Annotated in this window: 26 protein-coding genes; 19 read left to right on the top strand and 7 right to left on the bottom strand. The window is 58.1% G+C overall.

What is annotated here, in order from left to right; genetic code table 11:
* Positions 1 to 19: 19 nt before the first annotated feature.
* The 3 genes from ACN0VD_RS05990 (at position 20) to ACN0VD_RS05980 (ending at position 2,171) form a co-directional block, all read left to right on the top strand.
* On the top strand, positions 20 to 367 hold the full coding sequence (locus ACN0VD_RS05990; RefSeq protein WP_417592626.1) for a hypothetical protein: 348 nt from the start codon (positions 20 to 22) through the stop codon (positions 365 to 367).
* Between the two features lie 180 nt (positions 368 to 547).
* A complete protein-coding gene (locus ACN0VD_RS05985; protein WP_417592624.1) occupies positions 548 to 1,294 on the top strand; it encodes an alpha/beta hydrolase in 747 nt (248 codons plus the stop codon).
* Positions 1,295 to 1,337: 43 nt separating this feature from the next.
* Positions 1,338 to 2,171 (top strand): tetratricopeptide repeat protein, encoded by an 834-nt coding sequence (locus ACN0VD_RS05980; RefSeq protein ID WP_417592622.1) that lies wholly within the window; start codon positions 1,338 to 1,340, stop codon positions 2,169 to 2,171.
* A 95-nt stretch (positions 2,172 to 2,266) separates the two neighbouring features.
* On the opposite strand, the gene ACN0VD_RS05975 is transcribed toward ACN0VD_RS05980, so the two are convergent.
* Positions 2,267 to 2,986, bottom strand: coding sequence for an SIMPL domain-containing protein (locus tag ACN0VD_RS05975; protein WP_417592620.1), 720 nt, complete (start codon positions 2,984 to 2,986; stop codon positions 2,267 to 2,269).
* Between the two features lie 132 nt (positions 2,987 to 3,118).
* Between ACN0VD_RS05975 and ACN0VD_RS05970 the strand changes: the two genes are divergently transcribed.
* Entirely contained in the window at positions 3,119 to 3,538 is a 420-nt protein-coding gene (locus ACN0VD_RS05970; RefSeq protein ID WP_417592752.1) for a VOC family protein, read from the top strand.
* Between the two features lie 14 nt (positions 3,539 to 3,552).
* On the opposite strand, the gene ACN0VD_RS05965 is transcribed toward ACN0VD_RS05970, so the two are convergent.
* On the bottom strand, positions 3,553 to 5,190 hold the full coding sequence (locus ACN0VD_RS05965; protein ID WP_417592618.1) for a diguanylate cyclase domain-containing protein: 1,638 nt from the start codon (positions 5,188 to 5,190) through the stop codon (positions 3,553 to 3,555).
* A 198-nt stretch (positions 5,191 to 5,388) separates the two neighbouring features.
* On the opposite strand from ACN0VD_RS05965, the gene gloB reads away from it, so the two are divergent.
* Both gloB and ACN0VD_RS05955 read left to right on the top strand, forming a co-directional pair.
* Positions 5,389 to 6,111: a hydroxyacylglutathione hydrolase gene (gloB, locus tag ACN0VD_RS05960; RefSeq protein WP_417592750.1), complete on the top strand. Its 723-nt coding sequence runs from the start codon at positions 5,389 to 5,391 to the stop codon at positions 6,109 to 6,111.
* Positions 6,112 to 6,195: 84 nt separating this feature from the next.
* Positions 6,196 to 6,606, top strand: a complete 411-nt coding sequence (locus ACN0VD_RS05955; RefSeq protein ID WP_417592616.1) for a hypothetical protein — start codon at positions 6,196 to 6,198, stop codon at positions 6,604 to 6,606.
* Between the two features lie 195 nt (positions 6,607 to 6,801).
* On the opposite strand, the gene ACN0VD_RS05950 is transcribed toward ACN0VD_RS05955, so the two are convergent.
* A complete protein-coding gene (locus tag ACN0VD_RS05950; protein ID WP_417592615.1) occupies positions 6,802 to 7,422 on the bottom strand; it encodes an extensin family protein in 621 nt (206 codons plus the stop codon).
* Between the two features lie 851 nt (positions 7,423 to 8,273).
* A complete protein-coding gene (locus tag ACN0VD_RS05945) occupies positions 8,274 to 10,031 on the bottom strand; it encodes an AMP-dependent synthetase/ligase (RefSeq protein WP_417592748.1) in 1,758 nt (585 codons plus the stop codon).
* A 246-nt stretch (positions 10,032 to 10,277) separates the two neighbouring features.
* On the opposite strand from ACN0VD_RS05945, the gene ggt reads away from it, so the two are divergent.
* Positions 10,278 to 12,014: a gamma-glutamyltransferase gene (ggt, locus tag ACN0VD_RS05940; protein WP_417592613.1), complete on the top strand. Its 1,737-nt coding sequence runs from the start codon at positions 10,278 to 10,280 to the stop codon at positions 12,012 to 12,014.
* Between the two features lie 14 nt (positions 12,015 to 12,028).
* Here the strand turns inward: ggt and ACN0VD_RS05935 are convergent, their stop codons facing one another.
* Entirely contained in the window at positions 12,029 to 13,066 is a 1,038-nt protein-coding gene (locus ACN0VD_RS05935; RefSeq protein WP_417592611.1) for a quinone-dependent dihydroorotate dehydrogenase, read from the bottom strand.
* Positions 13,067 to 13,261: 195 nt separating this feature from the next.
* Here ACN0VD_RS05935 and ACN0VD_RS05930 point away from each other — a divergent pair, with 195 nt between their 5' ends.
* Together ACN0VD_RS05930 and ACN0VD_RS05925 are read left to right on the top strand one after the other, a co-directional pair.
* Complete coding sequence (locus ACN0VD_RS05930; RefSeq protein ID WP_417592609.1) at positions 13,262 to 14,425, top strand: isovaleryl-CoA dehydrogenase; 1,164 nt, start codon at positions 13,262 to 13,264, stop codon at positions 14,423 to 14,425.
* Positions 14,425 to 15,267 (top strand): hypothetical protein, encoded by an 843-nt coding sequence (locus ACN0VD_RS05925; RefSeq protein WP_417592607.1) that lies wholly within the window; start codon positions 14,425 to 14,427, stop codon positions 15,265 to 15,267. The genes ACN0VD_RS05930 and ACN0VD_RS05925 overlap by 1 nt, the downstream gene beginning before the upstream one ends.
* 27 nt (positions 15,268 to 15,294) lie before the next feature.
* On the opposite strand, the gene ACN0VD_RS05920 is transcribed toward ACN0VD_RS05925, so the two are convergent.
* Positions 15,295 to 16,704 carry an alkaline phosphatase PhoX gene (locus tag ACN0VD_RS05920; RefSeq protein WP_417592605.1) on the bottom strand — a complete coding sequence of 470 codons (1,410 nt, stop codon included), beginning with the start codon at positions 16,702 to 16,704 and terminating at the stop codon, positions 15,295 to 15,297.
* 81 nt (positions 16,705 to 16,785) lie between these two features.
* Between ACN0VD_RS05920 and ACN0VD_RS05915 the strand changes: the two genes are divergently transcribed.
* The 4 genes from ACN0VD_RS05915 to ACN0VD_RS05900 all read left to right on the top strand — a co-directional run bounded on the left by ACN0VD_RS05915 (position 16,786) and on the right by ACN0VD_RS05900 (position 20,954).
* Positions 16,786 to 17,469, top strand: a complete 684-nt coding sequence (locus ACN0VD_RS05915) for a glutathione S-transferase family protein (protein WP_417592603.1) — start codon at positions 16,786 to 16,788, stop codon at positions 17,467 to 17,469.
* Between the two features lie 258 nt (positions 17,470 to 17,727).
* Positions 17,728 to 19,215: a SulP family inorganic anion transporter gene (locus ACN0VD_RS05910; protein WP_417592601.1), complete on the top strand. Its 1,488-nt coding sequence runs from the start codon at positions 17,728 to 17,730 to the stop codon at positions 19,213 to 19,215.
* Positions 19,216 to 19,451: 236 nt separating this feature from the next.
* Complete coding sequence (locus ACN0VD_RS05905; RefSeq protein WP_417592599.1) at positions 19,452 to 20,084, top strand: glutathione S-transferase family protein; 633 nt, start codon at positions 19,452 to 19,454, stop codon at positions 20,082 to 20,084.
* Between the two features lie 3 nt (positions 20,085 to 20,087).
* The gene (locus tag ACN0VD_RS05900) at positions 20,088 to 20,954 is read left to right on the top strand and encodes a DMT family transporter (RefSeq protein ID WP_417592597.1); all 867 of its coding nucleotides are present in this window, start codon (positions 20,088 to 20,090) and stop codon (positions 20,952 to 20,954) included.
* On the opposite strand, the gene ACN0VD_RS05895 is transcribed toward ACN0VD_RS05900, so the two are convergent.
* Positions 20,951 to 21,466 carry a sterol desaturase family protein gene (locus tag ACN0VD_RS05895; RefSeq protein WP_417592595.1) on the bottom strand — a complete coding sequence of 172 codons (516 nt, stop codon included), beginning with the start codon at positions 21,464 to 21,466 and terminating at the stop codon, positions 20,951 to 20,953. The genes ACN0VD_RS05900 and ACN0VD_RS05895 overlap by 4 nt on opposite strands.
* A gap of 146 nt (positions 21,467 to 21,612) precedes the next feature.
* On the opposite strand from ACN0VD_RS05895, the gene leuC reads away from it, so the two are divergent.
* The 6 genes from leuC (at position 21,613) to ACN0VD_RS05865 (ending at position 25,602) form a co-directional block, all read left to right on the top strand.
* Positions 21,613 to 23,043, top strand: a complete 1,431-nt coding sequence (gene leuC, locus ACN0VD_RS05890) for a 3-isopropylmalate dehydratase large subunit (protein WP_417592593.1) — start codon at positions 21,613 to 21,615, stop codon at positions 23,041 to 23,043.
* A 9-nt stretch (positions 23,044 to 23,052) separates the two neighbouring features.
* Positions 23,053 to 23,337 (top strand): hypothetical protein, encoded by a 285-nt coding sequence (locus ACN0VD_RS05885; protein WP_417592591.1) that lies wholly within the window; start codon positions 23,053 to 23,055, stop codon positions 23,335 to 23,337.
* A gap of 2 nt (positions 23,338 to 23,339) precedes the next feature.
* Positions 23,340 to 23,933, top strand: a complete 594-nt coding sequence (gene leuD / locus ACN0VD_RS05880) for a 3-isopropylmalate dehydratase small subunit (protein WP_417592589.1) — start codon at positions 23,340 to 23,342, stop codon at positions 23,931 to 23,933.
* Positions 23,934 to 23,964: 31 nt separating this feature from the next.
* Positions 23,965 to 24,966, top strand: coding sequence for an NADPH:quinone oxidoreductase family protein (locus ACN0VD_RS05875; RefSeq protein WP_417592587.1), 1,002 nt, complete (start codon positions 23,965 to 23,967; stop codon positions 24,964 to 24,966).
* Between the two features lie 70 nt (positions 24,967 to 25,036).
* Complete coding sequence (locus ACN0VD_RS05870; RefSeq protein ID WP_417592585.1) at positions 25,037 to 25,363, top strand: DUF1476 domain-containing protein; 327 nt, start codon at positions 25,037 to 25,039, stop codon at positions 25,361 to 25,363.
* Positions 25,364 to 25,368: 5 nt separating this feature from the next.
* Positions 25,369 to 25,602: a BolA/IbaG family iron-sulfur metabolism protein gene (locus tag ACN0VD_RS05865; RefSeq protein ID WP_417592583.1), complete on the top strand. Its 234-nt coding sequence runs from the start codon at positions 25,369 to 25,371 to the stop codon at positions 25,600 to 25,602.
* Positions 25,603 to 25,612 lie beyond the last annotated feature (10 nt).

Genomic DNA, 25,612 nt, shown 5'->3' with positions numbered 1-25,612 from the left:
GTTGTTTTAAGCTCGGTAAATGTCTGATTTTGCAAACATCTGGCTCGTCGATGGTGACAGCGCCCTGAAACGCCGGGTGCGGATGGAGACTGTCGGCAAGACATTCGTGCTTTACGAACAGCTCTGGCGCAGCGAAGCCTATTTTTTCGGAGATCTGGTCTATCGCGGCAAGGAAGGCGATTCCCATGTTTTCGGCCTCGAGGACGGCATCAAGAGCCGAAAGAAATGGAAACTGGGGTTCAAGGGTGGTCTCCCCGAAGAACTCGTGCCGCTCCTACCCCGGGTCAAGCGACCGTTGATATCCAATATCGGCATGCTGGTCATTGCCTTTCTCTGTCTGGCTATTGTCTATTTTGCGGCCAGCTGATCGTCGGCGCGATTTGCTGTGCACCTGCGCAGGCAGGTGTCCATCTTCTGAAGCATATTCCAAAGACAGATGTTGTTGCGCTGCTGAAGGTGCGTCAACGTACCTTCTCATCGATCGTTTTTGAACTATAGGACAGGAGATGGACCCCCGCCTTCGCGGGGGCACTTATTGGGTGACTATATGGAAGACGACATCTTGAATCTCGACCGTCCCGGCGGGGCAACGCTCGCTTATTGCTATACCCCAGCCCAGCCGGGTGTGCAGGGGACAACCCTGGTTTTCCTGCCGGGCTATATGTCGGACATGGAAGGCGGCAAGGCGCTGGCCGTTGATGCCTGGGCAAAGCAGCAGGGCAGGGCGATGTTGCGCCTCGACTATTCAGGTTGCGGAGCCAGCGGCGGGGAATTCGAGGACCAGAGCCTGATTGACTGGCGCGACGATGTGCTGTTTTTGATCGACAAGGTGACCTCGGGTTCCATCACCCTGATCGGTTCGTCGATGGGCGGCTGGCTGATGTTGCTGGTCGCATTGTCGCGGCCGATGCGGGTCAAGAATCTGGTCGGTATCGCGGCTGCGCCTGATTTTACCGACTGGGGCTTCACGCAGGAGCAGAAAATGACAATCCTGCGCGAGGGCAAGCTGGAGGAAGAAAGCGAATATTCCGACGAGCCCTATGTTACGACCCGGACATTCTGGCAGTCGGGTGATAGCGCCCGTCTGCTCCACAAGGAGATCGCATTCGACGGTGCGGTACGTCTGCTTCACGGGCAAAAAGACGATGACGTGCCCTGGGCCTATAGTCTCGAGATCGCCAAGAAGATCCGTTCAGATAATGTGCAGGTCCATCTGGTAAAGGACGGCGACCACCGACTGTCCCGGGATCAGGATATTGCCTTGCTGATCGACATATTGTCACGACTGGGGTGAGTGCCGGTCTCCTTAACCGAAGCCAATAACGGACATATCATCCATGATTTCGTCGCTACTCCTTCCCTTTTTGATGCAATCGGCCACGCCATATGGTTCGCCGATCGACCCCGTGCTCCGTCCATCAGAGATCAAGCGCGAGGGGCCGGTCAATTCGCCTCCGGTGAAAAAAGCGAGAACTCCCAGCGATATCCGCTTTGATCAATGCCTCGATCAGGCAGAGAGCGATCCTGCCAATGGTTTGCTGGCTGCGAATAAATGGCAGATCGAAGGCGGCGGCTATCTGGCTCGCAATTGCCTTGGTTTTGCTTATGCCGAACAGGAAGATTGGCCGAAGGCGATTGTCGAATTTGTCCAGGCAGCAGAGAAAGCGCAAGCAGCAGGCGATGATCGCGCGGGCAATTTCTGGTCACAGGCTGGCAACGCGGCACTGGCCAGCGGCGATTATCAACGGGCTTTGAAATATTTTGATACAGCGTTGGAGCAAGAAGATCTTGATGGGCTGCTGAAAGGCGAAGTGCATCTGGATATGGGGCGCGCATTTGTCGCACTGGATCAATATGATCAGGCGAAGCAGCAATTTGTCATGGTGCACCAGCTTGTCCCGCAAGATCCGCTCGGCTGGCTGCTGTCGGCGACGCTGGCGCGGCGGATGGGCGATCTCGTCCAAGCCAAGTCTGATATCGCGGTAGCCGCAAAACTGGTCACGACCGACCCGGCAATCGCGCTCGAAGCGGGCAATATCGCCTATGAAGCGGGTGACTTGGCGAACGCCAGAAGCAATTGGGAGCAGGCGGTCAAATTTGATCCGGACAGCAGTTCCGCAAAGGCCGCGGCCCGTTATCTTGCGCAGCTGCTGACGGGCGCAGAGCAATAATCTTCACAGCGTCGCACGATTATTGACCCTGTTTGGGCTAAGGCTTGGACGAAAGGCAGACCCGATCCAGCGAGGGATCGAGCCGCCTCGCGCTTCTAGTCGAGATAAAAGTTGACCGTCGTGACCACCCGGACCTTTTTATAGGGTGTGTCGGTCACGCCGTAGCCGCCTGCGTCGCCGTCGCGGCTGTCAATGCTGAAATAGCCCTGGGTGGCAGATTTGATCCCGCCGACGTCAGTGCCGCTATCTTCGGCAAATTGTTCGGCGGACTTGCGGGCGTCCTTGGTGGCTTCCGCGACCATCTCGGGCTTGATCTCGTCGAGCTTGGTAAAGGTATAGCTCATCCCCGAACCGTCCTCGAGCACGACTCCGCGCCGGACCAGATCAAATTGCCGGGCGACGGCGGCCTGGGCCTTCTCTATATCGTTGGTGCGCAGGCTGAGACGCTGGCGGATGGTATATTGGGGGATACCGTTGTTACTATATTGGTTGACGTTGGCGCCGGTCGGTTTGAGCGCGTCCGCCTTGAAACCGAGCTCCTTGAAGAAGGCGGTGATTGCATCGGTGTCGCGATCAATATCAATCTGGGCGCTTTGCAGGTCGGTCGACTGGGCGCTGTAGGCGATTGTCCATGTTGCCAAATCGGCGGTCACTTCACGCTCGGCCAAGCCGCGTACGGTGACGCTGCGATCCGCCATTTTGGCGCGCAACAGGCCGTCTCCCAGCAAATAGCCGCCGATAATCAGGCCGACTGTCAACAGGCCGGCGCTCGCCAGCCAGACCTTGTTTTTGCTCTCGATAAATTTCTCGCTCATCACTCTTTCCCTCACTTCAAAAGCCGCTTAGGCTGTGCCAGATGACCCGGTTCGGCCTTGCGATATCTGCGATGAACCGTTTCTGAATAGCGATCAATGGAGTTTTCTGTGACTATAAAATATCTGCACACCATGCTCAGGGTGAGTGATCCCGAGGCCACCGTTGCCTTTTTCGAGCTACTGGGTCTTGAGGAAGTTCGGCGCTATGACAGCGAACAAGGTCGTTTTACGCTGATTTTTCTGGCCGCGCCGGGGCAGAAGGACATTGCCGAGGTTGAACTGACCTATAACTGGCCCTCCGAAGATGGAAGCGCGCCCGAGCAATATGACGGCGGTCGCAATTTCGGCCATCTCGCCTATGCCGTCGATGATATTTACGCCCTTTGCCAGACGCTGATGGATGCCGGGGTGACGATCAACCGTCCGCCGCGCGATGGTCATATGGCTTTCGTGCGCTCGCCGGATAATATCTCGGTCGAGCTGTTGCAAAAGGGGGAGAGTCTGCCGGCTCAGGAACCTTGGGCAAGCATGGAAAATATCGGCGAATGGTAAGCAGCTGGCGGTCGCTAGATTGAGGCCGTCCCTGTTGGCTTTGACGGACTCGCCTCGGATATATCGATCCACACGACCTGATTGCGGCCATTATTTTTGGCATCGTAGAGGCGCCGGTCAGCGGTTGCCATCACGCTGCGCAAAGACGCGCGTCTGGCGATCGCAGCAACGCCGACGGAAAATGTCACCGGTTCCTGAATTTCCGGGACCCGATCATGAACGGCGCGGATCAGGGTTTCACAAATTTCGGTTAGCGTGTTCGCAGGAAATTTCTTTCGATTGTCCCGGCTATCGACTTTCAGCAGCAAGGTGAATTCTTCACCGCCAATGCGTGCAGCGAAATGGCGGGTCGCTTCCAGCTCTCTGCCGACAACCCGCAACACTTCGTCACCGATTTCGTGGCCGTAGCGGTCATTGACCTGTTTGAAGAAATCAATATCGATGATCGCGAGGTGGCTGTAGCGATGATCGTGCAGGTTGCGGGCAAATTCTCGTTCAAACGACCGACGGTTGTTCATCATCGTCAACCCATCCGTGTCGGCGAGCAGGGTCAGTTCGACCTGCTTCCGCAATATGCTTTCATTCTGTTGTCGCAAGCGGAGAATACGGTGGGCCACACCGAGGGCGAGTATGATGGTTTCCATCACCAGCGCGAAATAGAGGCCATAGTCGAGCACCGTCCAGCCGACATAGAGATCCATGCCGCGTGCGACCCGGTCCAGCCCGAAAAGAATGATTGGTGTCCAGCCTGCAACCTGAAACCAGATTGCCTTGCTGCCCCGACGGAGCGCATGGACCATGACATATAATACCAAAAAGAAGGCGGGCAGGAATGACGCGTGATAATAGGCACGGGCGTGGTCATTGTAGCCCCCGTCAAACTGCATAACGAATGCCGTGACAAAAACCGGCAGCATGGCGGACGCCAGGATGACTGTCTGGAGCCACGGTGCAATCTTTCCCTGTTCGACAAAGCGGACAAGGAAAAATCCGCTGGCGGCAAAACCGATCGCCAGAGTCCAGTGATTGAGCAGCATTTTGGTGATCAGGCTGGTTTCGGGAAAGGCGATAAAGATCAGACCCGAAGAACTGAAAGTATAGGCGACCGTCGCAGCAATCATCATGCTGTGCCACAGCATGAAACTATAGCGCAGCGCGCCATAGAAGAATAAATTATAGAGGAGCGGCATGATCGCCATACCGCACAGAATCGCAAACATGACCGAGATCGGAAGTTTCAGGTCATCCCATTTTTTCTTGGATGCCAATTCTGTGGACATTACCGAGTTGAGCGCTGGCGGATTGTCGATCGTGACATAGACCTGCTCTATCCGGCTTCGGATTTCAGGATGTTCCGTCCCCGGGACGGTAAGCCCGTATCGGCCCTTGGGTTGCCAGCTTTCGATCACCTGCTGCTCTGAAAAAGATGATGACAAGATCGTGCCGTCGTCGAGAACGGCGTGGACCTGCATCGTGGTCAGGCCGTTATTCTGACCCCGAACTTCCACTGCACCGGGTGCGATGGTTTCGGCCTGGAACGGCATTCTCACCCACGCACGGGGACCTCTGGTGACTTCTTTGCTCTCGGAACAATCGAAGGAGGGGTTGGTCTTTAACAGCGCCGGCAAGGAGACATTTTTCGCGCTCGACATTGTGCATAGCCTGTCTGCCATCGGCACGTCTGCAAGCGCCGGCGCGCAGAGGCAAATGTAGAACAGAAATGCGACGATCAAGCGCAATGAACGCCCCCCTGAATAAGCTCTGCAGCAGAAGCCTGCAAAGATAAGGGGAAATCGTTATTTTGAGGTTAACCATCGACAGCATAGGATTTGCAGGGTAATTTGACCGCCATGCTTGAAATCATCCGAATTCCCGTATTGTCCGACAATTATATCTGGCTGGTTCACGAAGCTGAATCCGGAGAGACGATGGTCGTCGATCCGGCGGTAGCGGAGCCGGTACTGGCCGAGGCCGACAGACGCGGCTGGAAGATCACCCAGATATGGAACACCCACTGGCACCCGGATCACACCGGCGGCAATGCCGCAATCAAGGATGCGACCGGCTGCCTGATCACCGGTCCGGCGGCGGAACAGGAACGGATCCCGACGCTCGACCGGCTGGTCAAGGAAGGCGACACGGTGAAGCTCGGTGAAGTCATCGCCGAAGTCATCGATGTCCCGGCGCATACCGCGGGTCATATCGCCTTTTACATTCCGTCCGAGAACGTGGCTTTCGTCGGTGATACGTTGTTTGCCATGGGTTGCGGGCGGCTGTTTGAGGGCACCGCCGAGCAAATGTACGATAATATGCGCAAGCTCGAATCATTGCCGGACAATACCAAAGTCTATTGCGCCCACGAATATACCCAGAGCAACGGCGAATATGCGCTGGTTGCCGAGCCAGACAATTTTGCCCTGAAGGAACGGATGGCCGAGGTTCTCACCTTGCGCGCGCGCGGGGAGCCAACGGTCCCGACAACCATCAAGCTGGAGCGCGCCACCAACCCGTTCATGCGAGCCGCGACGGTGGAAGAACTGGCCGCACGGCGGACGGCAAAGGATAATTTCTGACCCCGGCCGCAATCTTTCATCCCCGGTTCAGTCCGTTTCATGCTATATGGCGGGCAGGCGGGGGCTGGAAACAGGAGACTGGCGATGAGAAAACTGCTTTTGACAATTCCGGCAGCGATACTGCTCGCTGCACCCGCGATGAGCGAAGAGAAAATCACCCTGACCGAAAAACAGCAGGCGATGCTCGACAAGCGTCTTGAAGGACGGACTGCGGGTGAGCCGAAAAGCTGCATCAGCAGCAATGACCAGCGCAATATGACGGTGATCAGCGACGACTTATTGCTCTTCTCATCGAGCCGCAATGCAAAGACGATTTACGTCAACAAACCCTATGGCGGTTGCCGCAACGCGGATCGCAATATTCTGGTCTATCGTCGTTCGACCGCGGCATTGTGCCGGGGTGATATTATCCAGTTGGTCGACAATGCCAGCGGCATGACCGTGGGCAGCTGCGCTTTTGGCGAATTCGTGCCCTATACGAAAGATGCCGAGTGATTTTTCACTAGCCGTCCGGCGGGATGAATTCGGGCGGGCGCAACGGACCCGCGCGAAGACGCGAAGCGGTTTTTCCTCGACCTTTGTTATTTTGTGCGGGTCCGGTCATTGCTGCATTTCGCCGCAAACTTGACAGCGGCTGATGATCATCCGTTAGTGGTGAGCCTGTCGAACCACGCCTCCCGTCGATAGGCGCTAACGACAATATTGATAGCCACCGCGCCGGGCCTGGTCGAAATGCAGATGGTCAGCGTGGGCCTTGTTATAATCCGGCGACAGGGTCGTCCCGAAAATTTTGCAGGCTCCATCGCGCACCTCCTGGAGAAATCGCGACCGCTCGTCATCCGCGTTCCAGTGGCCGGCAACCGAGACCGTGCGCCCGTCGGCGAGGCGGAAGGCGGCGATGTCGATCGCATTGGCCGTGGCATGTTCGCTATAATTGCCCGTCTGCCCGCCGCCGATCCGCCGGCAGCTGTAGCTGCCATAGGTGATGATCTCCTCGACCGTGCTGCCGAGATGGCGGGAAGCGGCGGCTTTGACGATCTGATTTTCCCACAGCACCAGGCTGACCGCCATCGGACAGCTGGTCTTGGCGGCGGGGCTGTAGGCGATGGCCTGCGGCTGGTCCCGGGTGAGCGTGACGCCATTGTCATAACCGCATTGCGGACCGGCCTCGACCGGCGGTAGGGGTGAATAGCTGATGGCTGCCTCCTCGAGCAGCGCATGGCAAAAGGGCGTATCGTCGGCAAGCGCGTCGATTTTCCGGGTGGTAAACGGCCCGATCGGCGCGGCCAGCGACAGCGGCGTCCACGGCATCCGGTAATCGTGCCGGATCCACTCGTAGCCGCGCAGAGCCAGCGCCAGAAGGATGATAAGAAAGATGATCCGGAAGGAGATGGTCGAAAATCCTGTTCAGGGCGCGCGGGTGTTGGGGATGTCCTGTTTAACCGTCACGAGCGGGAAAAGTTCCCGTCTTGCGCTGCTTGCCGGGATCATACGCCCATTGGAATCACACGAAGCCGCAAAGCCGCAAAGCGTTTGCGCCCCTTCTCCCGTGAGGGAGAAGGATACGAAGCCTTATCCGAAGGATTAGGCGCAGTTGGATGACGGTGTTCCGCTGGTGGGTTGCTGTGCAACTCGGGTTCGGTAAACCCTCACCCAGCTCCGACTAGGCAGCAAGCTGCCAAGTCTGCACAACCCTCTCCGTTGAAGGAGAGGGGATAAGAGCGTTGTTAATCCTGTCACCGTAATTCGCTCGAATAATCGTGCGTCAGCAGAGTCTAAATCGGCATCGGCGACCAAACTGAGTAAATAGCTGTGGACAAACGGTCGTTAGTTCAAGTTTTTTGTGTTCAAGCTATTGCGCAGAATCGAATCACGACTCATAGTTCGAGTGGGAACCGTGGTGATATCCTGTCATGGGATTAGCGGGGGCGAGACAACGAGCCGAACGGGTGGACCGCCTTGGTCCCTTCCACAAGGACTAAGGAATTAAGGAACGTTGCTCTCGCTGTCCCACCCCTAACTGCGTCAACGAGGGCGTCGCAGTCAAGGCTATTTTCTGCAACGCGGGAATGTTTTGGGATTCATAAATAGGGCGTTTTAAGAGTTGCGGTGAGAACTCATTCAATCCACCAAAACTTTGCGCCATTCTTCCACACACCCCACTACTTCTTATACAACCCGTCCATCCGCTCCTGATAGCGCTCCCGGATCACATGCCGCCGGATCTTCATGCTCGGGGTGAGTTCCTCATTCTCGATCGCGAACGGCTCGTCGGCAAATTCGAAGCGGCGGACTTTTTCGATGACGGAGAGGTCCTTGTTCACCCGGTCTACCGCTTCGCGCACCGCAGACTTGAACGCCGGGTTGGCCTGCAGCTTGATGAAATCATAGGCCATGCCCTGCTCGCGTGACCATTCGAGCGCCCATTCGGGGTCCGGGACGATCAGGCCGACCATATAGGGTTTCTTGTCGCCGCTGATCATCGCCTGCAGGATTTCCGGCTGGATGGTGAGCATGCCCTCGACCTTTTGCGGGGCGATATTGTCGCCCTTGTCGTTGACGATCAGGTCCTTCTTGCGGTCGGTGATCGCGACCCGTCCGGCTTCGTCGATATGGCCGATATCGCCGGTGTGGAGCCAGCCGTCCTTGAGCACCTTGTCGGTCTCTTCCTGGTTGCGCCAATAGCCGTGCATGACCAGATCGCCGCGGACGAGAATTTCGCCATCCTCGGCAATTTTCACCTCGGTATCGATCATCGGAGGGCCGACCGTGTCCATTTTCAGGCCGGTGCGCGGGCGGTTGCAGGCGATGATCGGGCCGGATTCGGTCTGGCCATAGCCTTGCAGCAGAGTGAGTCCGAGCGACTGGAAGAAGGTGCCGATTTCCGGGTTGAGCGGGGCGCCGCCGGAGACCATCGCCTTGATCCGGCCGCCGAAGCGTTGCTGCACTTTCGGGCGCAGGGTCTTGTCGAGGAACAGGTCCATCAGCTTGTCGCGCTTGCGGCCCTTGCCCTCGGCTTCGCGATTGCCGATGGCGAGCGCCTTGCCGAGCAGATAATTGGGCATCTTGCCCTGTTTCTCGACCGTCTTGATCAGCCGCGCGCGCAGCACTTCGAACAGGCGCGGGACGACGACCATGATCGTCGGGCGCACTTCCTCGATATTGGAGGCGAGCTTCTCGAGGCCCTCGGAATAGAAAATCTGCGCGCCGAGACCGATCGGGAAAAACTGGCCGGCGCTATGTTCATAGGCGTGGCTGAGCGGCAGGAAGGAGAGGAAGACTTCCTCGTCCCAACCAAAGTCGGTTTCGATAACCTCTGCCGGTCCCTTGGTGTTGTGCAGGATCGCACCATGATGCTGCATCACGCCGCGCGGCTTGCCGCCGGTGCCGCTGGTGTAGATGATGCAGGCGGTCTCCTCGCGGGTGATGCTGGCGACCTGCTCGGTCACTTCGGCGACATCCGCGTCGCTGCCCTGGGTCAGCTTGTCCCAGCTGTAGAGGTCGAAATCGCCGGACTGGCCAATACGCAGGTCGTTGATGCCGATGATGATATTGGCGTCGGCGGAGCTGATTACCGAGGGCAGCAGGTTTTTCGCCAGCTTGATGTCGGAGACGATCACCGCATGGGCGCCGCTGTTGTCGAGAATATGCTGGTGATCGGCCGCGGTGTTGGTGGTGTAGGTCGGAACGGTGATGCAGCCAGCCGCCATGATGCCGAGATCGGCGATACACCATTCCGGTCGGTTCTCGGAGACCAGCATCACCCGGTCGCCCTTTTTCAGTCCGATCCGCTTCAGCGATTTCGCCAGCGCCGCAACCTGCCGGGCGGCTTCGGTCCAGCTGGTGGCCTGCCATTCGCCATCGATCTTGGCGCTCAGAAACGGCTTGTCGCCGCCCTGACTGGCGCGGTCGAAGAACATCGATACCAGATTCTGATATTGGTCGATTTCCAGATAACGGTTTTTCGGCTTTTTCTGGCCCACGCAACAATTCCTCTCTCACGCTCCGGCTTGGTTCCGGGCTTGGATCATTTTGCATGAACTAGCGCGGTTGAAACCGCTGGGCAATTCTTTAGGTGAAATCTGTTGCCGGCCTACCGGTGGGTGGTAGCAGTCATCACTGCCAATGGACAGGGCCGTTGGACCTGGTCTATAGCTTTGCACTATATGAAAATATCCCGTCTTATCGTTGCTGCGGCAGCGTTGCTCACCGCTTCCTGTGCCCAGACCGGGCAATCTGAACCCGCTTCCGTTTCGACGCCGGCCGCTTCCGCGACATCGCAAGAAGAGCCTTTCGTCATTGCCGCCAATCCGCTGGCGGCCCGGGCGGGTCAGGATGTTCTGAAACGTGGCGGCAGCGCCATAGATGCGGCGATCGCCGTGCAGGCGATGCTGTCGCTGGTGGAACCGCAAAGCTCCGGGCTCGGTGGCGGCGCGTTCCTGACCTATCTGGACGGCGCGACGGGCAAGCTGACCATTTATGACGGTCGGGAGACCGCGCCGGCACAGGCCAGCCCGACCATGTTTCTGGGGCCGGACGGCAAGCCGCTAGGCTATCGCGATGCGGTCACCAGCGGTCGCGCGACCGGCGTGCCCGGGGCCGTGGCGATGCTGGCGATGGTGCATCGGGAACATGGCGCGCTTGACTGGAACAGCCTGTTTGCGGCCGCGGAACGTACGGCGGAGGAGGGCTTTGTCATCAGCCCGCGGCTCGGCCGTTTTCTGGGTATTTCCTTTCCGCAACTCGATACGCCGGATGCTGCTGCCTATTTCGGCGGGGCCGACGGCAAGCGGAAGACCACGGGCGACCGGCTGCAAAACCCGGAATATGCCGATTTTCTCCGGCGTCTGGCGAAGAACGGACCCGAAGCGCTCTACAGCGGTTCGACGGCGGCGAAGATTGTCGACAAGACCCGTTCGGCGCCGCTGGGCGGACGGATGACGATTGCCGATCTGGCCGCCTACAAGCCGGTCAAGCGGGTGGCTTTGTGCAATCCCTATCGCGTCTATCTTGTTTGCGTGCCGCCACCGCCATCGAGCGGCGTTGGCTTGCTGCAATTGCTGTCGATGCTGGAAAATACCGATATTGCCACGCGAGGCCCGGATGATCCGCAGGCCTGGTTCCTGTTCGCCGAAGCCAGCCGGCTGATGTACGCGGACCGCGACCAATATGTCGGTGATCCGGCTTTTGCATCGGTCCCGGTCAAGGGCATGCTGGAACCGGCCTATGTCGCCTCTCGCGTAGCGCTGATCGGCGAGACCGCAGCGGCTTCCCCACCCAAGGCGGGAGTCCCGCGCGGAGCGGTGCAGGCGGCGGCTGATCAGACATTGGAGCCAGCGGGAACATCGCACTTCATCGTTCGCGATGCGCAAGGGAATGTCGTGTCCATCACCACGACGGTGGAATCGATCTTCGGCAGCGGCCGCATGGTCGACGGCTTCTTTCTCAATAACCAGCTCACCGATTTTTCGTTCAGTCCGGTCGATGCCGAAGGACGCCCTGCGGCGAATGCGGTGGCGCCGGGCAAGCGGCCCCGATCGTCGATGACGCCAACGATATTGCTCGATGGTGACGGCAAGTTCGCCGGCGCTATCGGATCAGCCGGCGGGAACAGCATTCTGGCCTATGTGGCAAAGTCGCTGGTCGGCGCGATCGACTGGGACCTGTCGATGCAGGAGGCGCTGGCTCTGCCCAATCTGGTTGCGCGCGGGGCAAATATCGGTGGCGAATTGGACAAGTTCGACCCGGTAGTTCTGCAGGGACTTGCGGCGCGGGGGATCGATCTCAAGCCGGGCCAGGGCGAAGATAGCGGCGTGCATGCCGTGCTGATCCGCAACGGCGAAGTCGATGGTGGATTTGATCCGCGGCGCGAGGGCGTTGTGCTGGTGGGGACCGGCGAATAGCGTAATGATCGGCGTTATGTCGTGCCGACAGCCTCTGCGATATTGGTGAAACCGTCCCGTTTAACCAGTTTGGCCAACTGGCAACTCATCGCCGCGGCAATGGTCGGGCCTTCATAGATCATCGCGGTGTAGAGCTGGACCAGCGACGCGCCCGCGCGGATGCGTTCATAGGCGTCGTCTGCGGTGGCAATGCCGCCAACCCCGATCAGCGGGATTTTCCCGCCGCTGGCCTTGCGAAAATCCTTGAGGCGTTGCAGCGCGAGGTCTTTCAGCGGCGCGCCGGAGAGGCCACCGGTTTCGGATTGATTGGCGGACTTCAGGCCGGGCCGGGTGATGGTGGTGTTGGAAATGATCAGCGCCGTGATCTTCTGCTTCATCGCGACGTCGACGATGTCGTCGATATCGGCGGGTTCGAGATCGGGCGCGACCTTCAGGAATACCGGCGTTTTCGATTTGCCCATCGCGTCCATGACGGCGGCGAGCAATTCCGCCAGCGCGCCTTTGTCCTGTAACGCGCGCAAGCCCGGCGTGTTGGGCGAGCTGATATTGACCGTCAGATAGTCCGCCAGCGGTGCCATATTCTTTGCGCCAATGACATAGTCGGCAATCCGGTCCGTGCTGTCCTTGTTGGCGCCGATATTGATCCCGAGCACGCCATTGCCCATCCGCCCGCGCATCTTCTTGAGCCGGGGCAGGGCCTCCTGCTGGCCGCGATTGTTGAAGCCGAGCCGGTTGATCACCGCCTTGTCCTCGACCAGCCGGAAGATACGCGGCTTCGGATTGCCCGCCTGTGGCAGCGGCGTCAGCGTGCCGACCTCGGCAAAGCCGAAGCCCATGCGGATCAGCGCGTCGGGCACTTCGCCATTCTTGTCAAAGCCGGGAGCCATGCCGATTGGATTGACGAAGTCGAGACCGGCGACACGGGTCGCCAGAACGGGATCGCATTTGGGCGCGGGGCCCATCGGGACCGTCTTCAGGCCGGCGATGGTCAGGCCGTGGGCGCGTTCGGCTTCGAGCGCGAATATGAAGGGCTTTGCAAGGTTATAGAGCATGGCCGCGCTATGGCATTGGAAAAACCGCTGCGCAATGACTCAGAAGCTGCTTTCCCGCGAAGGCGGGAATCCATCTCGTGGATTTTCGGCTAGACGCACTGGTCGGAGATGGACCCCTGCCTTCGCAGGGGCACGCCGCGCTGGAAACCCCGATATTATCTGCTAAACGAACATCAAATATGCAAAGGACTCAACATGATTGCGACGCCACAATTTGATTTCCAGCTTGGCGAAATGGCGGACCAGATCCGCGATACCACGCGCCGCTTTGCCGAAGAGAAGATCATGCCTCTGGCCCAGAAAATGGACCGCGAAGACTGGTTCCCGCGCGAGCTGTGGGAGCAGATGGGTGATCTCGGCCTGCACGGGATTACGGTTGACGAGGCAGATGGCGGGCTCGGGCTCGGCTATCTCGAACATGCGATCGCGGTCGAGGAAGTCAGTCGTGGCAGCGCGGCTCTCGGCCTCAGCTATGGCGCGCACAGCAACCTGTGCGTCAACCAGATCCGCCGCTGGGCTTCGCCTGAACAGAAAGCCAAATATCTGCCGAAGCTGATCTCGGGCGAACATGTCGGGGCGCTGGCAATGTCGGAGGCCGGAGCGGGCAGCGACGTGGTTTCGATGAAACTCAAGGCCGAAGCGGTGCAGGGCGGCTATGTCCTCAACGGCACGAAATTCTGGATCACCAACAGCACCTGCGCCGATACTTTGGTTGTCTATGCCAAGACCCGCCCCGATGCGGGCTCGGGCGGGATCACCGCTTTCCTGATCGAAAAGGGCATGAAAGGTTTTTCCATCGGCCAGAAGATCGAGAAAGTCGGCATGAAAGGCAGCCCGACCGCCGAACTGGTGTTCGACGATTGCGAAGTGCCGGAGGAAAATGTCATGGGCCCGCTCAACGGCGGCGTCGGTGTTTTGATGTCCGGTCTCGATTATGAACGCGCCGTGCTGGCCGCCATTCCGCTCGGGCTGATGCAGGCCTGTCTCGACACGGTCATCCCCTATGTCCGCGAACGCAAGCAGTTCGGCAAGCCGATCGGCAGCTTTCAATTGATGCAGGGCAAGATCGCCGACATGTATGTCCGGCTGAACAGCGCCCGCAGCTATGTCTATAATGTCAACAAATCCTGCGACGCCGGACAGACTACGCGCTTCGATGCGGCCGGCGCGGTGATGCTGGCGAGCGAGAATAGCGTGCGGGTTGCCGAGGAATCGGTGCAGGCGCTTGGCGGTGCGGGCTACACCACGGACTGGCCGGTCGAGCGCTACTGGCGGGACAGCAAGCTGCTCGATATCGGCGCGGGTACCAATGAAATTCGCCGGATGCTTATTGGGCGTGAATTGATCGGGGCTGGATAATGTTCAGATGGCTTGGTGCATTTTTGCTGCTTGGTTTGTCGCCTTTGTTGCCGCTAAACGCATCTGAACGGCAGGTCGGTGATGTTTATGAACTCCGGCTATCATATAAAACCAGCGGTATGAACAGCGAGGGGCAACAAACCAGTAGTTCATCAGGTCATCAAACCATGATTGAGCGCGTCATCGCTTCTACACCGGAAGGGATTGAGTTAGAAATTGATCTTCCGACCGATGAGGCTCGAGCCCGGGAATGGAAATTTCCAGCTCGCATATTCAAGCCGATAAATGGCCCGCTTCGCCTGCTGAACGAACCAGAACTAGAAGAGAGATTGGAAGCGTGGCTGAAGAAGGCTGATTGGACACGAGAAGTGTGCGGTCAATGGATTTTCACTTGGAATGCATTTCTCATAGATTGCGACCCCTACTCCGCTATCAGGAGTTTTGAAGCTCATAGTCTCGAATCTTCAAAATATTTTGAGGGTGCGGAGTTCATGGTTGAAGGCGCATCTGGTTCAGCAATTTTGGAAACTGCGACGTCGGAGGCAGGCGAGGCGGTCTTGACGGCGCGTCTTCCTATTGACCCAGATTTTATCTGTCGGCAACAAGCCGAGAGCGACGTTGTGGTTGGCCAGATTACTGGTGAAAAGGTAACATTGGCTGATGCAACTAATATGCGGTGTCAAGCTGATCTAGCGGGAACAATCACCGAGACCTATTTCCCCGCCGCAGAAGGCAGTCATCCCAAACGCGTTCGTGTCAGTCATTTGACGACGACCGATGCCGACGGCAATCAAACGATCCAGAAGCGCACCGAAACGTTGCAACGCAAATTGATCCGCTAGAAGCCTGATTTCCGCCATTGTCGACCATTAGCCCCGCAACGTCTCCCAGGGGCCGTTGATCGCATAAGTATAGCCCGGCTCCTGCACATTGACGAACATCGTGGTGCCGTCGGGCGAGAAGCAGGCGCCGCAGAATTCGCTTTGGTCCTTGTGCGCGTTGCGGGCGATGTCGTAGATTTTGCCGTCGGGTGTCAGGCCGCGGAGATATTGGTCGCCGCGTCCGTCTTCGCAGAGGATGATGTCGTTCCACGGCGCGACCACCAGATTGTCGCACATGTCGAGGGAATCGGCGCTGGTGGATTCGAAGAATAGCTGCAACGTGCCGCCGGATTCTGGTCCGCTAGCCGGGTCCTGATCGGGCGTGTAGCGCCAGATCTGGCCGACGCGTTGCGCGCCGCCTTCGGTGCAGGTGAAATAGAAGTCGCCGGTCGTGCCATCGGTGCGCAGCGCATAGTCCAGACCTTCTCCGCGCATGAATTGGGCGGCTCCTGCAGCATGGCCACGCTGCGCCAGGTCGCCGTCCGGCGCCTCGACATCATCCAGATCGATCCACTCGACGACATAATCCTGGCCGACGGCAAAGGGTTTTTCTGCGTTGCCACCCCAGTCCTCGGGCCAGTTGGATGTGACGGCGGATTTCCGGTTGGTCAGCGCCAGCGCCTGCAGGCGCCCGCCTTCCTGCAACTCGCCGCGCACATTGGGAATGAAGCGGTAGAACAGCCCGTCGCGCGCATCTTCGGTCATATAGACAATGCCGGTTTTCGGATCGACCGAAGCGGCTTCATGTGCGAACCGGCCCATGGCCTTCAGCGGGATCGCGTCAATCAGGCCGGTCGCGCTGGACGGGGTTTCGAAGACGAAGCCGTGATATTTGCCCGGGCCTTCTTCAGGCGTAAGCATTTCCTCCTCGCAGCTGAGCCAGCTGCCCCACGGGGTCGGTCCCCCGGCGCAATTGGCTGCCGTGCCGGTCAGCACCAGAAAATCCTTCTCCATCCGCTTGTTCTTCAGATCATAGACCAATTTGGTCACGCCACCGAAAAAGGGCGAGCCGTCTTTCTTGCGGTCGTAAAGCTGGCTGTCCGATACCTTGTCGAGCAGTTCATTGCCCTTGCCGAACGGGCTGCCGGTGGGAACGCTGTTCCAGTTTTCGTGATTGCGCATCAATATGCATTTGTCGGCGCTATCGGGATGAGCGAAGCAGGCCATGCCGTCGGGGCGGCCGGGACGGAAGAATCCGTCGGACATCATCCCGCCGGCCTCGCTGACCAGTGTGTAGGAAAAGCCTTCGGGAAGATCGAGGCGTTTTGCCGGATCGGGGACCAGGGTGAGGCCGATGTTGGCGCTGTGGGCGCGAGCGCATCCTGCAATCGACACGGACGCATAGAATAAGCCGACGGCCTGGGCGGACCGGATAAAGTCTCTGCGGGATAATGTCATCGATCAATTTTCCTGTTATTCGGTGTTTTCATGGTCCAGTTCGAATGAAGCCGTGCGTTGCCAGCTAAAGAAGACAGAAATATGACTTACACCCTGATCACTGCCAATCGCAACTATTCCAGCTGGTCGCTGCGCCCGTGGATGTTGATGAAGACGCTCGACATCCCGTTCACCGACCAGATCATCTATTTTGAGGAGGATAATTTTGACCGCTTCCGGGAATTTGCTCCCAATGGTCAGGTGCCTTGTTTGAAAGATGATGGCCGGACCATCTGGGATTCACTGGCAATCATGGAATATCTCGCCGAACGCCACGCGGGCTGCTGGCCGGAGGATGAAAGCGCGAGGACATGGGCGCGTTGTGCATCTGCCGAAATGCACGGCGGATTTGCGGCGCTGCGCAATATCTGTCCGATGAATGTCGGCGTGCGCGCCAAATTGCGGGAGACCGAACCGGGCCTGCAACGCAATTTGGACCGGATCGGTGAACTGTTCGCGCAGGGACTGGATGATTTCGGCGGGCCTTGGCTAGCGGGAGAACGGTTCACGATTGTTGACGCCTTTTATGCGCCGGTCGCCTTTCGGGTGCGTAGTTTTGAACTTGATATTGGGGAAGCGGGTAGCGCCTGGGTAGAGCATATCCTCTCCCATCCGGCGATGCAGGACTGGGAGCGCCAGGCGCTGGCCGAGCCGCAGCGTGAAATCGCGCACGAACAGGAGGTCGCAGCGGTAGCAACCGTAACCGCGGATTTCCGGGTCAGCTAGTGGCCCGGCGCCGCATTGATGTGCTCCCGCGCAGGCCGGAGTCCAGACGATCGGCCAGGATCATTCTGGACCCTGCCCTTCGGCAGGGAACGGGTGCGGTCGGTCCTGCGTCCGAGCTCTGCACTTGATGCCAGCCTCCAGGGCCCGCATCGAGTGCGGAGCAACAGCCGCTAAACTTGACTGAATCCCGGCCTTCCTCCAAAGGCACGTCTTTTCGATGTTGCGGCGCAGCATTCGTATCTTTGATGGAGGCTGCTCATGGCGATTCACAGTGATTTTCGGCGCGACTGGCTGTCGAACCCCAAGACCGAATTTCTGGCCGGACTGGTGGTTGCACTGGCCCTGATTCCGGAAGCCATCGGCTTCTCGATTATCGCAGGTGTCGATCCGCGGGTGGGACTCTATGCCAGCTTCTCGATTGCCGTGATCATCTCGATGGTCGGCGGGCGTCCGGGCATGATCAGCGCGGCCACCGCTGCGGTGGCGGTGCTCGTGGTACCGCTGGTGCACGACCATGGCGTCGAATATCTGTTTGCTGCTACAATCCTCATGGGCATATTCCAGGCGATAGCGGCGCTATTGCGGCTCGACCTGCTGATGCGTTTCGTATCGCGCTCGGTGATCACCGGCTTCGTCAACGCATTGGCGATCCTGATCTTCATGGCGCAGGTGCCGCAGATGACCGGTGAAGCCTTTACCTGGCAGACCTATGCGATGATCGCAGGCGGTCTGGCGATTATCTACGGCCTGCCGCGCATTACCACATTGGTCCCTTCGCCGCTGGCGGCGATCATCGTACTGGCCGGTATCAGCATGTATTTTCGGGCTGACGTGTTCACCGTGGGCGATATGGGCGAACTGCCCGATAGTCTCCCGTGGCTCCATATACCCGAAATTCCGATCACATGGGAAACCTTGCAGATCATCGCTCCCTATTCGCTGGCGATGGCGGCTGTCGGTTTGCTCGAATCGCTGCTCACCGCTTCGATTGTCGATGACCTGACCGAGACGCGGAGCGATAAGAAACGCGAAACCTATGGCCAGGGTATTGCCAATTTTGTCACCGGCTGGATCGGCGGCATGGGCGGCTGCGCGATGATCGGGCAATCGGTGATCAATATCAAATCCGGCGGCCGGCGGCGGGTGTCGACCTTTGTTGCGGGTGTGATGTTGCTGGTATTGATCGTCGGGCTTGGGCAATGGGTCGCGCAGATCCCGATGCCGGCGCTGGTTGCGGTGATGATCTTTGTCTCGATCAGCACTTTCCGCTGGAAAAGCTTTACCGAGATTACGCACCACCCATGGCCTTCCAACGTCGTGATGATCGCGACTGTGATCATGGTTGTTGCGACCCACGATTTGTCGATAGGCGTGCTGACCGGGGTGCTGCTCTCCGGCATATTCTTCGCCTGGAAGGTCCGCCAGCTGGTCACGATTCAGGATTTCATCGAGGTCACAACCCATCGCTATGTCTTCGGCGGCCAGATATTCTTCGGCTCGGTCGACATGCTTTACGAGGCGATGGAGTTTAACGAAGAGGGTATCGACAGCGTGATCATCGATGTCCACGACGCGCATTTCTGGGACATCAGCGCGACCGGCATGCTCGACAAGATTGTCGAGCGGCTGAAGGGCGAAGGCAAGACGGTTGAACTGATCGGTCTCAACCAGGCGAGCGCGACGCTCGTCGAAAAATATAGCGAGAATGACAAGCCGTTCGAAAGTCTGGGTGTCGTCGGGCATTGAGATCAGGTTGAGCGGGAACCACTGCCCCGGCGAATGCCGGGGGACAATCCGAAATGCTGGTTGATCGCCCGGCTCCGATGCTGCGGCCGCGGCCCAGTTCGAGCATCATCGTAATTCATGATCCTCAACTCGGCGTTCCAAACCTGCCGCGTCTGTTGAAACACAACTTCTCCCAAAAATGTCCTTCGACAAGCGCGGGCCGAACGGTATAAGTGATTGAAAAGGAGAGTTGCCAAATGATCACCTTGCACCATCTCGACTATTCCCGTTCGTCCCGCATCATCTGGCTCTGTGAAGAGGGCGGGATTGACTATGAGATGGTGACCTATCACCGCGATCCGAGGACGCGGCGGTCGCCGCCCGAACTGGCCAAGGCACATCGGCTGGCCAAGGCGCCGACGGTGGAGGTCGATGGCCACACGATGGTCGAATCCGGGGCGATTATCGAATATCTGATCGAACGGCACAGCGACGGCGCGCTCGGCGTGGCCCCCGATCATCCCGAACGCGCCAAATATCTCGAATGGCTGCATTTTGCCGAAGGCACGATGGGGATGAGCTTCATCATCACCGGCATCGCGCCAATGCTGGGAGGATTGCCGGAAATATGGAATGGTTTTCTGCAATCTGAAGTGGACAAGTTGCTCGACCATCTGGAAATTGAACTGGAGGGCAAGGATTTTCTCGTCGCGAACAAATTCACCGGCGCCGATATCAACCTGCATTATATGCTCGAAGGCCGGGCCGCGATGGGACAGCTCGACAGCCGTCCGAATTGCACCCGCTATTTCGAGGCGCTGGTGATACGGCCGGGCTATCAGAAGACGGTGGAGCTGGGCGGGCCGGTGCTGTTGCCGCGGCCCGGCTGATTTGTGAGAAAATCTGACGGGTCGCTGACGACCGCTTTCCTGCTTGTCAGCATATTGCTTGCTTTTGCCGGAAATTCTATTCTGGTGCGCGCAGCATTGGCCGGAGCGCAAATCGACTGGGCTGGTTATACCATCGTCCGGCTTGTCGCCGGCGCGGGGATGTTGTGCGTCCTGTTCGCGGCGCAGAAGCGCATGCAAATTTTTCCGGGCAGGCGCGACGTGGCAGGCGCTCTTTCGCTCTTTGTCTATGCGGTGGCTTTCTCCTGGGCCTATGTCCGGCTCGACGCAGGTATCGGAGCGCTGATCCTGTTCCCGGCGGGACAGATTACCATGCAGCTTATCGGACTGTTCAGGGGTGTCGTTCCGACCCGGGGACAATTGGTCGGGGTCATAATTGCTCTGGCTGGCCTGATCTATCTGATGGCACCGGGCGCTTCGGCTCCGCCGCTGGCAAGCGCCATCCTGATGGCCAGTGCTGGCGTGGCCTGGGGATTCTATACCTGGTCCGGCAAGCTTGGGAGCGACCCGTCGCTGGCCACGGCTCGCTATTTCGTGGGGGCCAGTCTGTTGGCGTTGCTGCTGCTGCCGTTGGTGGATATGTCCATGCTGACTTGGCGAGGCTTTGCTCTTGCCGCGATTTCAGGCGGGATAACCTCTGCGCTGGGTTATGTGCTTTGGTACAAGATACTGGCGCGGATATCGATTACCAGCGCTGCCGTCTCGCAACTTTCGGTGCCGGCGATTGCCGCGATGGGAGGTGTGATATTGCTCGATGAAATATTGACCACCCGGCTGCTGATTGGCGGCATGATCATCTTTGCCGGTATTGGTCTGACGATATGGGCATCGATGAGGGGTGGCCGGATTTAACCCGCCGCGTCCCGCACAACCGCAACGCCAGCCTCCCGCTGCACCTTCAACTCCGCCTTCAGCTTCGCCGGATCGCGGGCAAAGACAAAGCCGAAGCTGACCCCGCCTTGCTTGCCGACGGTCGCATGGTGCAGCTTGTGCGCCTGCACCAGCCTTTTGGCATAACCGCGCTTGGGCACATATTTGAAGTAACGCTGATGAACCAGCCCATCGTGGACCAAAGTGTAGATGATGCCATAGAATAATATGCCGAGACCGATCCATGTGCCCGGCTCCCAGGCGCTTGCGCCCATGATCATCGGGCTGCCGACGGCGAACATCGAAATGCTCATCAACGCGCCGAAAATGCCAAATAAATCGTTTTTCTCCAGGCGCTTGTCATGCGGTTCATGGTGATCACGGTGCCAGCCCCAGCCAAAGCCGTGCATGATATATTTATGCGCACCCCAGGCGATACATTCCATTGCGACGACAGAAGCAATGATAGTGGCCAGGATCGCGAAAATGCTCATAGTGCGAAGATAATCCTTTCCAGACGGCTTTTGAAGCAATTATTCTCATAAGCGGGTCCCGCGAAGGCTGGAATCTCTTGAGGTTAGTCGCTACATCGCTTTTGAATCCCATCTGACGCATGTCAGACACAATATTGAAAGTAACCATGAACCAGCCAAAGACCCTGTATAAAAAAATCTGGGACGCCCATGTTGTCGACCAGCGCGATGACGGCACGGCCCTCATCTATATCGACCGGCATCTGGTCCACGAAGTGACCAGCCCGCAGGCTTTCGAAGGCCTTCGAAAGGCTGGACGCAAGGTACGCCGACCGGATCTGACGCTGGCGGTCCCCGATCATAATTTGCCGACCACGCCGCGACTGGATGCTGCGGGGAACAAGATTCCGATCGCCGATCCCCAAAGTGCAGCGCAATTGGAAGCATTGGAAGCAAATGCGCCCGCCTTCGGAATCAAATATATTGGCGCCAGCGACATCAATCAGGGCATTGTCCATGTGATCGGGCCGGAACAGGGCTTCACCTTGCCGGGCACGACCATGGTCTGTGGTGACAGCCATACGGCGGCGCACGGTGCCTTGGGCGCTCTGGCCTTTGGTATCGGCACCAGCGAAGTCGAGCATGTGCTGGCGACTCAGACGTTGCAGCTGACGCAATCGAAATCGATGGAAATCCGGGTCGAGGGCGATCTTGGTCCGGGGATCAGCCCGAAAGATCTGATCCTCCATATCGTCGGCGTGCTAGGCACGGCTGGCGGCACCGGCCATGTCATCGAATATCGCGGCAAGGTGTTCGAGGAGATGTCTATTGAAGGACGACTGACGGTTTCCAACATGTCGATCGAGGCTGGTGCACGTGCGGGCCTGATCGCGCCGGATGACAAGACCTTTGCCTATCTCAAAGGCCGGCCAATGGCTCCCAAGGGAGCGGACTGGGACGCGGCAGTCGCTTATTGGAAGACGCTGCCGACCGACGAAGGTGCGAAATTTGACAAGAGCGTGACGATAAATGCCGCCGATGTGTCGCCGACCGTGACCTGGGGTACTAGTCCGGAGGATGTTGTCCCGGTCAACGGCGTGGTGCCGGCACCGGAAAGCTTTGCCGACCCGTCCAAACAGGATGCTGCGCGCAAGTCGCTGGATTATATGGGACTGGAAGCCGGTCAGGCATTGCATGATGTGGCAGTGGAAAACATCTTCATCGGCAGTTGCACCAACAGCAGGATCGAGGATCTGCGGGCCGCTGCCGCGATATTGGAAGGTCGCAAAAAGGCCGATAACGTCAAATGGGCGATAGTCGTGCCGGGTTCGGGGCTGGTCAAGGCGCAAGCCGAAGCCGAAGGGCTGGATCGGATATTTACCCAGGCCGGTTTTGAATGGCGTGAGCCGGGCTGTTCAGCCTGTCTCGGTATGAACCCGGACAAGGTGCCGGCAGGCGAACGCTGTGCATCCACTTCCAATCGCAATTTTGTGGGACGGCAGGGCCCGGGTGCTAGAACGCACCTGATGTCCCCCGCCATGGCCGCGGCTGCGGCAGTAACAGGTAAGCTCACCGATGTGCGCGAACTGACGAGATGAGAGGTTGATATGAGCGACGATAGCAAGAATGACAAACCGTCTGCAGAACCATTCGCCAAGAAAAAGGCGTCCGGCGCTGCTGATTCCGGGAAATGGTCGACCGGCGCAAAAGTCGGTGCGGCCATAGGGTCGGCTGCGGTTGCAGCTGCATTATTATATGCCGGACGCCATCAGATGAAAAAGCATGATGATTTCAAGCGGGCCAAGGGTCAACCGCTGCCGAAATATGAAAATGAACCAGATTATGATGACGATGACAGCGATGATCATGTCGACAATAGTGAAGAAGAATAGAGATGAAACCCGTTAACCGTGTAGAAGGCCGTGCTATTCCCTTCGGTCAGAAAAATGTCGATACTGATGTCATCATCCCGGCAAAATGGTTGAAAACTGTCTCGCGCGACGGGCTGGGTGAGGGGGCTTTCGAAGCGATCCGCGCGCAGGAGGGCAATATTTTCGACGATCCGGAATATGCCGGTGCCAATATATTGATAGCCGGTGACAATTTCGGCTGTGGATCGAGCCGCGAGCATGCGGCCTGGGCGCTAGCCGATTTGGGGATTACTGCGGTTATCGCACCAAGCTTTTCCGATATTTTCTCGGGCAATGCTTTTAAAAACGGATTGCTTGCCATTGCCGTGCCGCAGGCTGCTGTGGACCGGTTGATGGAGGTCGCCAAGACCGACCCGATCACCATCGATATGGAAAGCATGAGCATTACCACCCCGTTCCAGGACCGCTTCACATTTGAGATGGATCCCTTCCGGCATCGGTGTCTGGTCGAGGGGCTGGACGAAATTGACCTGACATTGGCAAAGTCCGATGCCATAGAGCGGCACGAGAAAAGAAGTGATTCTTCCCAGCCCTGGCTCATACCGGCGGTGGCATAGGATCCGATCGATATTCCAGGGAGAAAATAGAATGAAAGCTTTGATGTCAACCAAAGTGGGCGGACCCGACACGCTGGAGATGCTGGACGTCGCCGATCCGGTTGCTGGCAAGGGGCAGGTCGTCATCGATGTCAAAGCCTGTTCGATCAACTATCCCGATGTGCTGATCATTCAGGATATGTATCAATTCAAGCCGCCACGGCCATTTGCGCCGGGCGGAGAAGTGTCCGGCGTCATTTCGGCAGTGGGCGAAGGCGTCGAAGGGCTGAAAGCTGGCGATCGTGTCGCCTCTACAACCGGCCATGGCGGTCTGGTCGAGAAAGTGGCTGTGGACCAGAATAGCGTGTTCAAGATTCCCGACAGCGTCAGTTTCGACGATGCCTCGGCCTTGATCCTGACCTATGGCACGTCGATCCATGCGTTGGTTGATCGCGGCCATATCAAGGAAGGGGACACTTTGCTGGTGCTTGGTGCCTCTGGCGGCGTCGGTATCGCCGCCGTCGAGCTGGGCAAGGCCTTTGGCGCGCGTGTGGTTGCGGCGGTTTCCTCCGAAGAAAAAGCCGCCTTTGCGAAAGAAGCGGGTGCTGACGAAACCGTGATTTACGAACGCGCTCCGTTTGACAAGGATCAGTCCAAGGCACTGGCCGCGCAATTCAAGGCAGCGGTCGGCCCGAGCGGTGCGGACATCATCTATGACGCCGTTGGCGGTGATTATAGCGAACCGGCAGTGCGCTCGATCGCCTGGGAAGGCCGCTTTCTGGTGGTCGGATTCCCGGCCGGCATTGCGAAATTGCCGCTCAACCTGACCCTGCTCAAATCCTGCGATGTCTGCGGCGTGTTCTGGGGCGCCTATGCAGCCCGCGATCCGAAGGGCAACCGGGCGCATATCGACCGGCTGTTCAAGCTGTGGAAACAGGGGCTTATCCAGCCTCGCGTTTCAGGGGTCTTTGCCTTTGAAGATGCCGGTCAGGCCATTCAGAAAATGGCAGATCGTGGCGCTATCGGGAAATTGGTTGTTAAAGTCGACGACTGATTGCCTCGTCGCACTTGCAGGACGCATCGGCGATGCCTATTTTTATATCAACACAGACCAAGGGAAAATCATGACAGATTTTAAAGATCGCGAAAATGCGTTTGAAGCGAAATTTGCCCGCGATGAAGAAATGCAGTTCAGGGTTACCGCGCGGCGCAATCGCCTGCTCGGTCAATGGGCCGCCGAGAAAATGGGACTGACTTCGGAAGAAACAGATGCCTATGCAAAAGAGGTCGTTGCGGCTGATTTTGAGGAAGCGGGCGATGAAGATGTCATTCGCAAGCTTCTGGGTGATTTGACCTCGGCGGGCGTCGAAATTGACGATTCGGCCATTCGCACGGCTCTGTCGGACAAAATGGTGGAAGCACGCCGCCAGTTTATCGAAGAGGCCAGCTAAGCGCGATGCCCATGGCCAGCGCAGATATCGAGGCGATGATTTTGGAAGCCTTTCCGGATGCGTCGGTAGAAATTACCGATCTCGCCGGTGATGGTGATCATTATGCCGCGAAGGTGACCTCTGCTTCCTTCGCCGGAATGAACCGGGTGAAGCAACATCAGGCGGTCTATGCTGCGCTGAAGGGAAAAATGGGCGGTGAATTGCATGCGCTGCAACTCACCACGATGGTTCCCGAATAGGAGAATATTT

Origin of the sequence: Parasphingorhabdus sp., from assembly GCF_048267785.1 — a bacterium.
In the GTDB taxonomy this organism is placed as follows: Bacteria; Pseudomonadota; Alphaproteobacteria; order Sphingomonadales; family Sphingomonadaceae; genus Parasphingorhabdus.
This window is presented reverse-complemented; position numbering and strand designations above follow the sequence as displayed.

Coding starts and splice junctions, on each gene's coding strand:
- ACN0VD_RS05990 (WP_417592626.1), top strand. CDS start 20: ATGTCTGATTTTGCAAACATCTGGCTCGTCGATGGTGACAGCGCCCTG.
- ACN0VD_RS05985 (WP_417592624.1), top strand. CDS start 548: ATGGAAGACGACATCTTGAATCTCGACCGTCCCGGCGGGGCAACGCTC.
- ACN0VD_RS05980 (WP_417592622.1), top strand. CDS start 1,338: ATGATTTCGTCGCTACTCCTTCCCTTTTTGATGCAATCGGCCACGCCA.
- ACN0VD_RS05975 (WP_417592620.1), bottom strand. CDS start 2,986: ATGAGCGAGAAATTTATCGAGAGCAAAAACAAGGTCTGGCTGGCGAGC.
- ACN0VD_RS05970 (WP_417592752.1), top strand. CDS start 3,119: ATGCTCAGGGTGAGTGATCCCGAGGCCACCGTTGCCTTTTTCGAGCTA.
- ACN0VD_RS05965 (WP_417592618.1), bottom strand. CDS start 5,190: ATGTCGAGCGCGAAAAATGTCTCCTTGCCGGCGCTGTTAAAGACCAAC.
- gloB (WP_417592750.1), top strand. CDS start 5,389: ATGCTTGAAATCATCCGAATTCCCGTATTGTCCGACAATTATATCTGG.
- ACN0VD_RS05955 (WP_417592616.1), top strand. CDS start 6,196: ATGAGAAAACTGCTTTTGACAATTCCGGCAGCGATACTGCTCGCTGCA.
- ACN0VD_RS05950 (WP_417592615.1), bottom strand. CDS start 7,422: ATGCCGTGGACGCCGCTGTCGCTGGCCGCGCCGATCGGGCCGTTTACC.
- ACN0VD_RS05945 (WP_417592748.1), bottom strand. CDS start 10,031: ATGTTCTTCGACCGCGCCAGTCAGGGCGGCGACAAGCCGTTTCTGAGC.
- ggt (WP_417592613.1), top strand. CDS start 10,278: ATGAAAATATCCCGTCTTATCGTTGCTGCGGCAGCGTTGCTCACCGCT.
- ACN0VD_RS05935 (WP_417592611.1), bottom strand. CDS start 13,066: ATGCTCTATAACCTTGCAAAGCCCTTCATATTCGCGCTCGAAGCCGAA.
- ACN0VD_RS05930 (WP_417592609.1), top strand. CDS start 13,262: ATGATTGCGACGCCACAATTTGATTTCCAGCTTGGCGAAATGGCGGAC.
- ACN0VD_RS05925 (WP_417592607.1), top strand. CDS start 14,425: ATGTTCAGATGGCTTGGTGCATTTTTGCTGCTTGGTTTGTCGCCTTTG.
- ACN0VD_RS05920 (WP_417592605.1), bottom strand. CDS start 16,704: ATGACATTATCCCGCAGAGACTTTATCCGGTCCGCCCAGGCCGTCGGC.
- ACN0VD_RS05915 (WP_417592603.1), top strand. CDS start 16,786: ATGACTTACACCCTGATCACTGCCAATCGCAACTATTCCAGCTGGTCG.
- ACN0VD_RS05910 (WP_417592601.1), top strand. CDS start 17,728: ATGGCGATTCACAGTGATTTTCGGCGCGACTGGCTGTCGAACCCCAAG.
- ACN0VD_RS05905 (WP_417592599.1), top strand. CDS start 19,452: ATGATCACCTTGCACCATCTCGACTATTCCCGTTCGTCCCGCATCATC.
- ACN0VD_RS05895 (WP_417592595.1), bottom strand. CDS start 21,466: ATGAGCATTTTCGCGATCCTGGCCACTATCATTGCTTCTGTCGTCGCA.
- leuC (WP_417592593.1), top strand. CDS start 21,613: ATGAACCAGCCAAAGACCCTGTATAAAAAAATCTGGGACGCCCATGTT.
- ACN0VD_RS05885 (WP_417592591.1), top strand. CDS start 23,053: ATGAGCGACGATAGCAAGAATGACAAACCGTCTGCAGAACCATTCGCC.
- leuD (WP_417592589.1), top strand. CDS start 23,340: ATGAAACCCGTTAACCGTGTAGAAGGCCGTGCTATTCCCTTCGGTCAG.
- ACN0VD_RS05875 (WP_417592587.1), top strand. CDS start 23,965: ATGAAAGCTTTGATGTCAACCAAAGTGGGCGGACCCGACACGCTGGAG.
- ACN0VD_RS05870 (WP_417592585.1), top strand. CDS start 25,037: ATGACAGATTTTAAAGATCGCGAAAATGCGTTTGAAGCGAAATTTGCC.
- ACN0VD_RS05865 (WP_417592583.1), top strand. CDS start 25,369: ATGCCCATGGCCAGCGCAGATATCGAGGCGATGATTTTGGAAGCCTTT.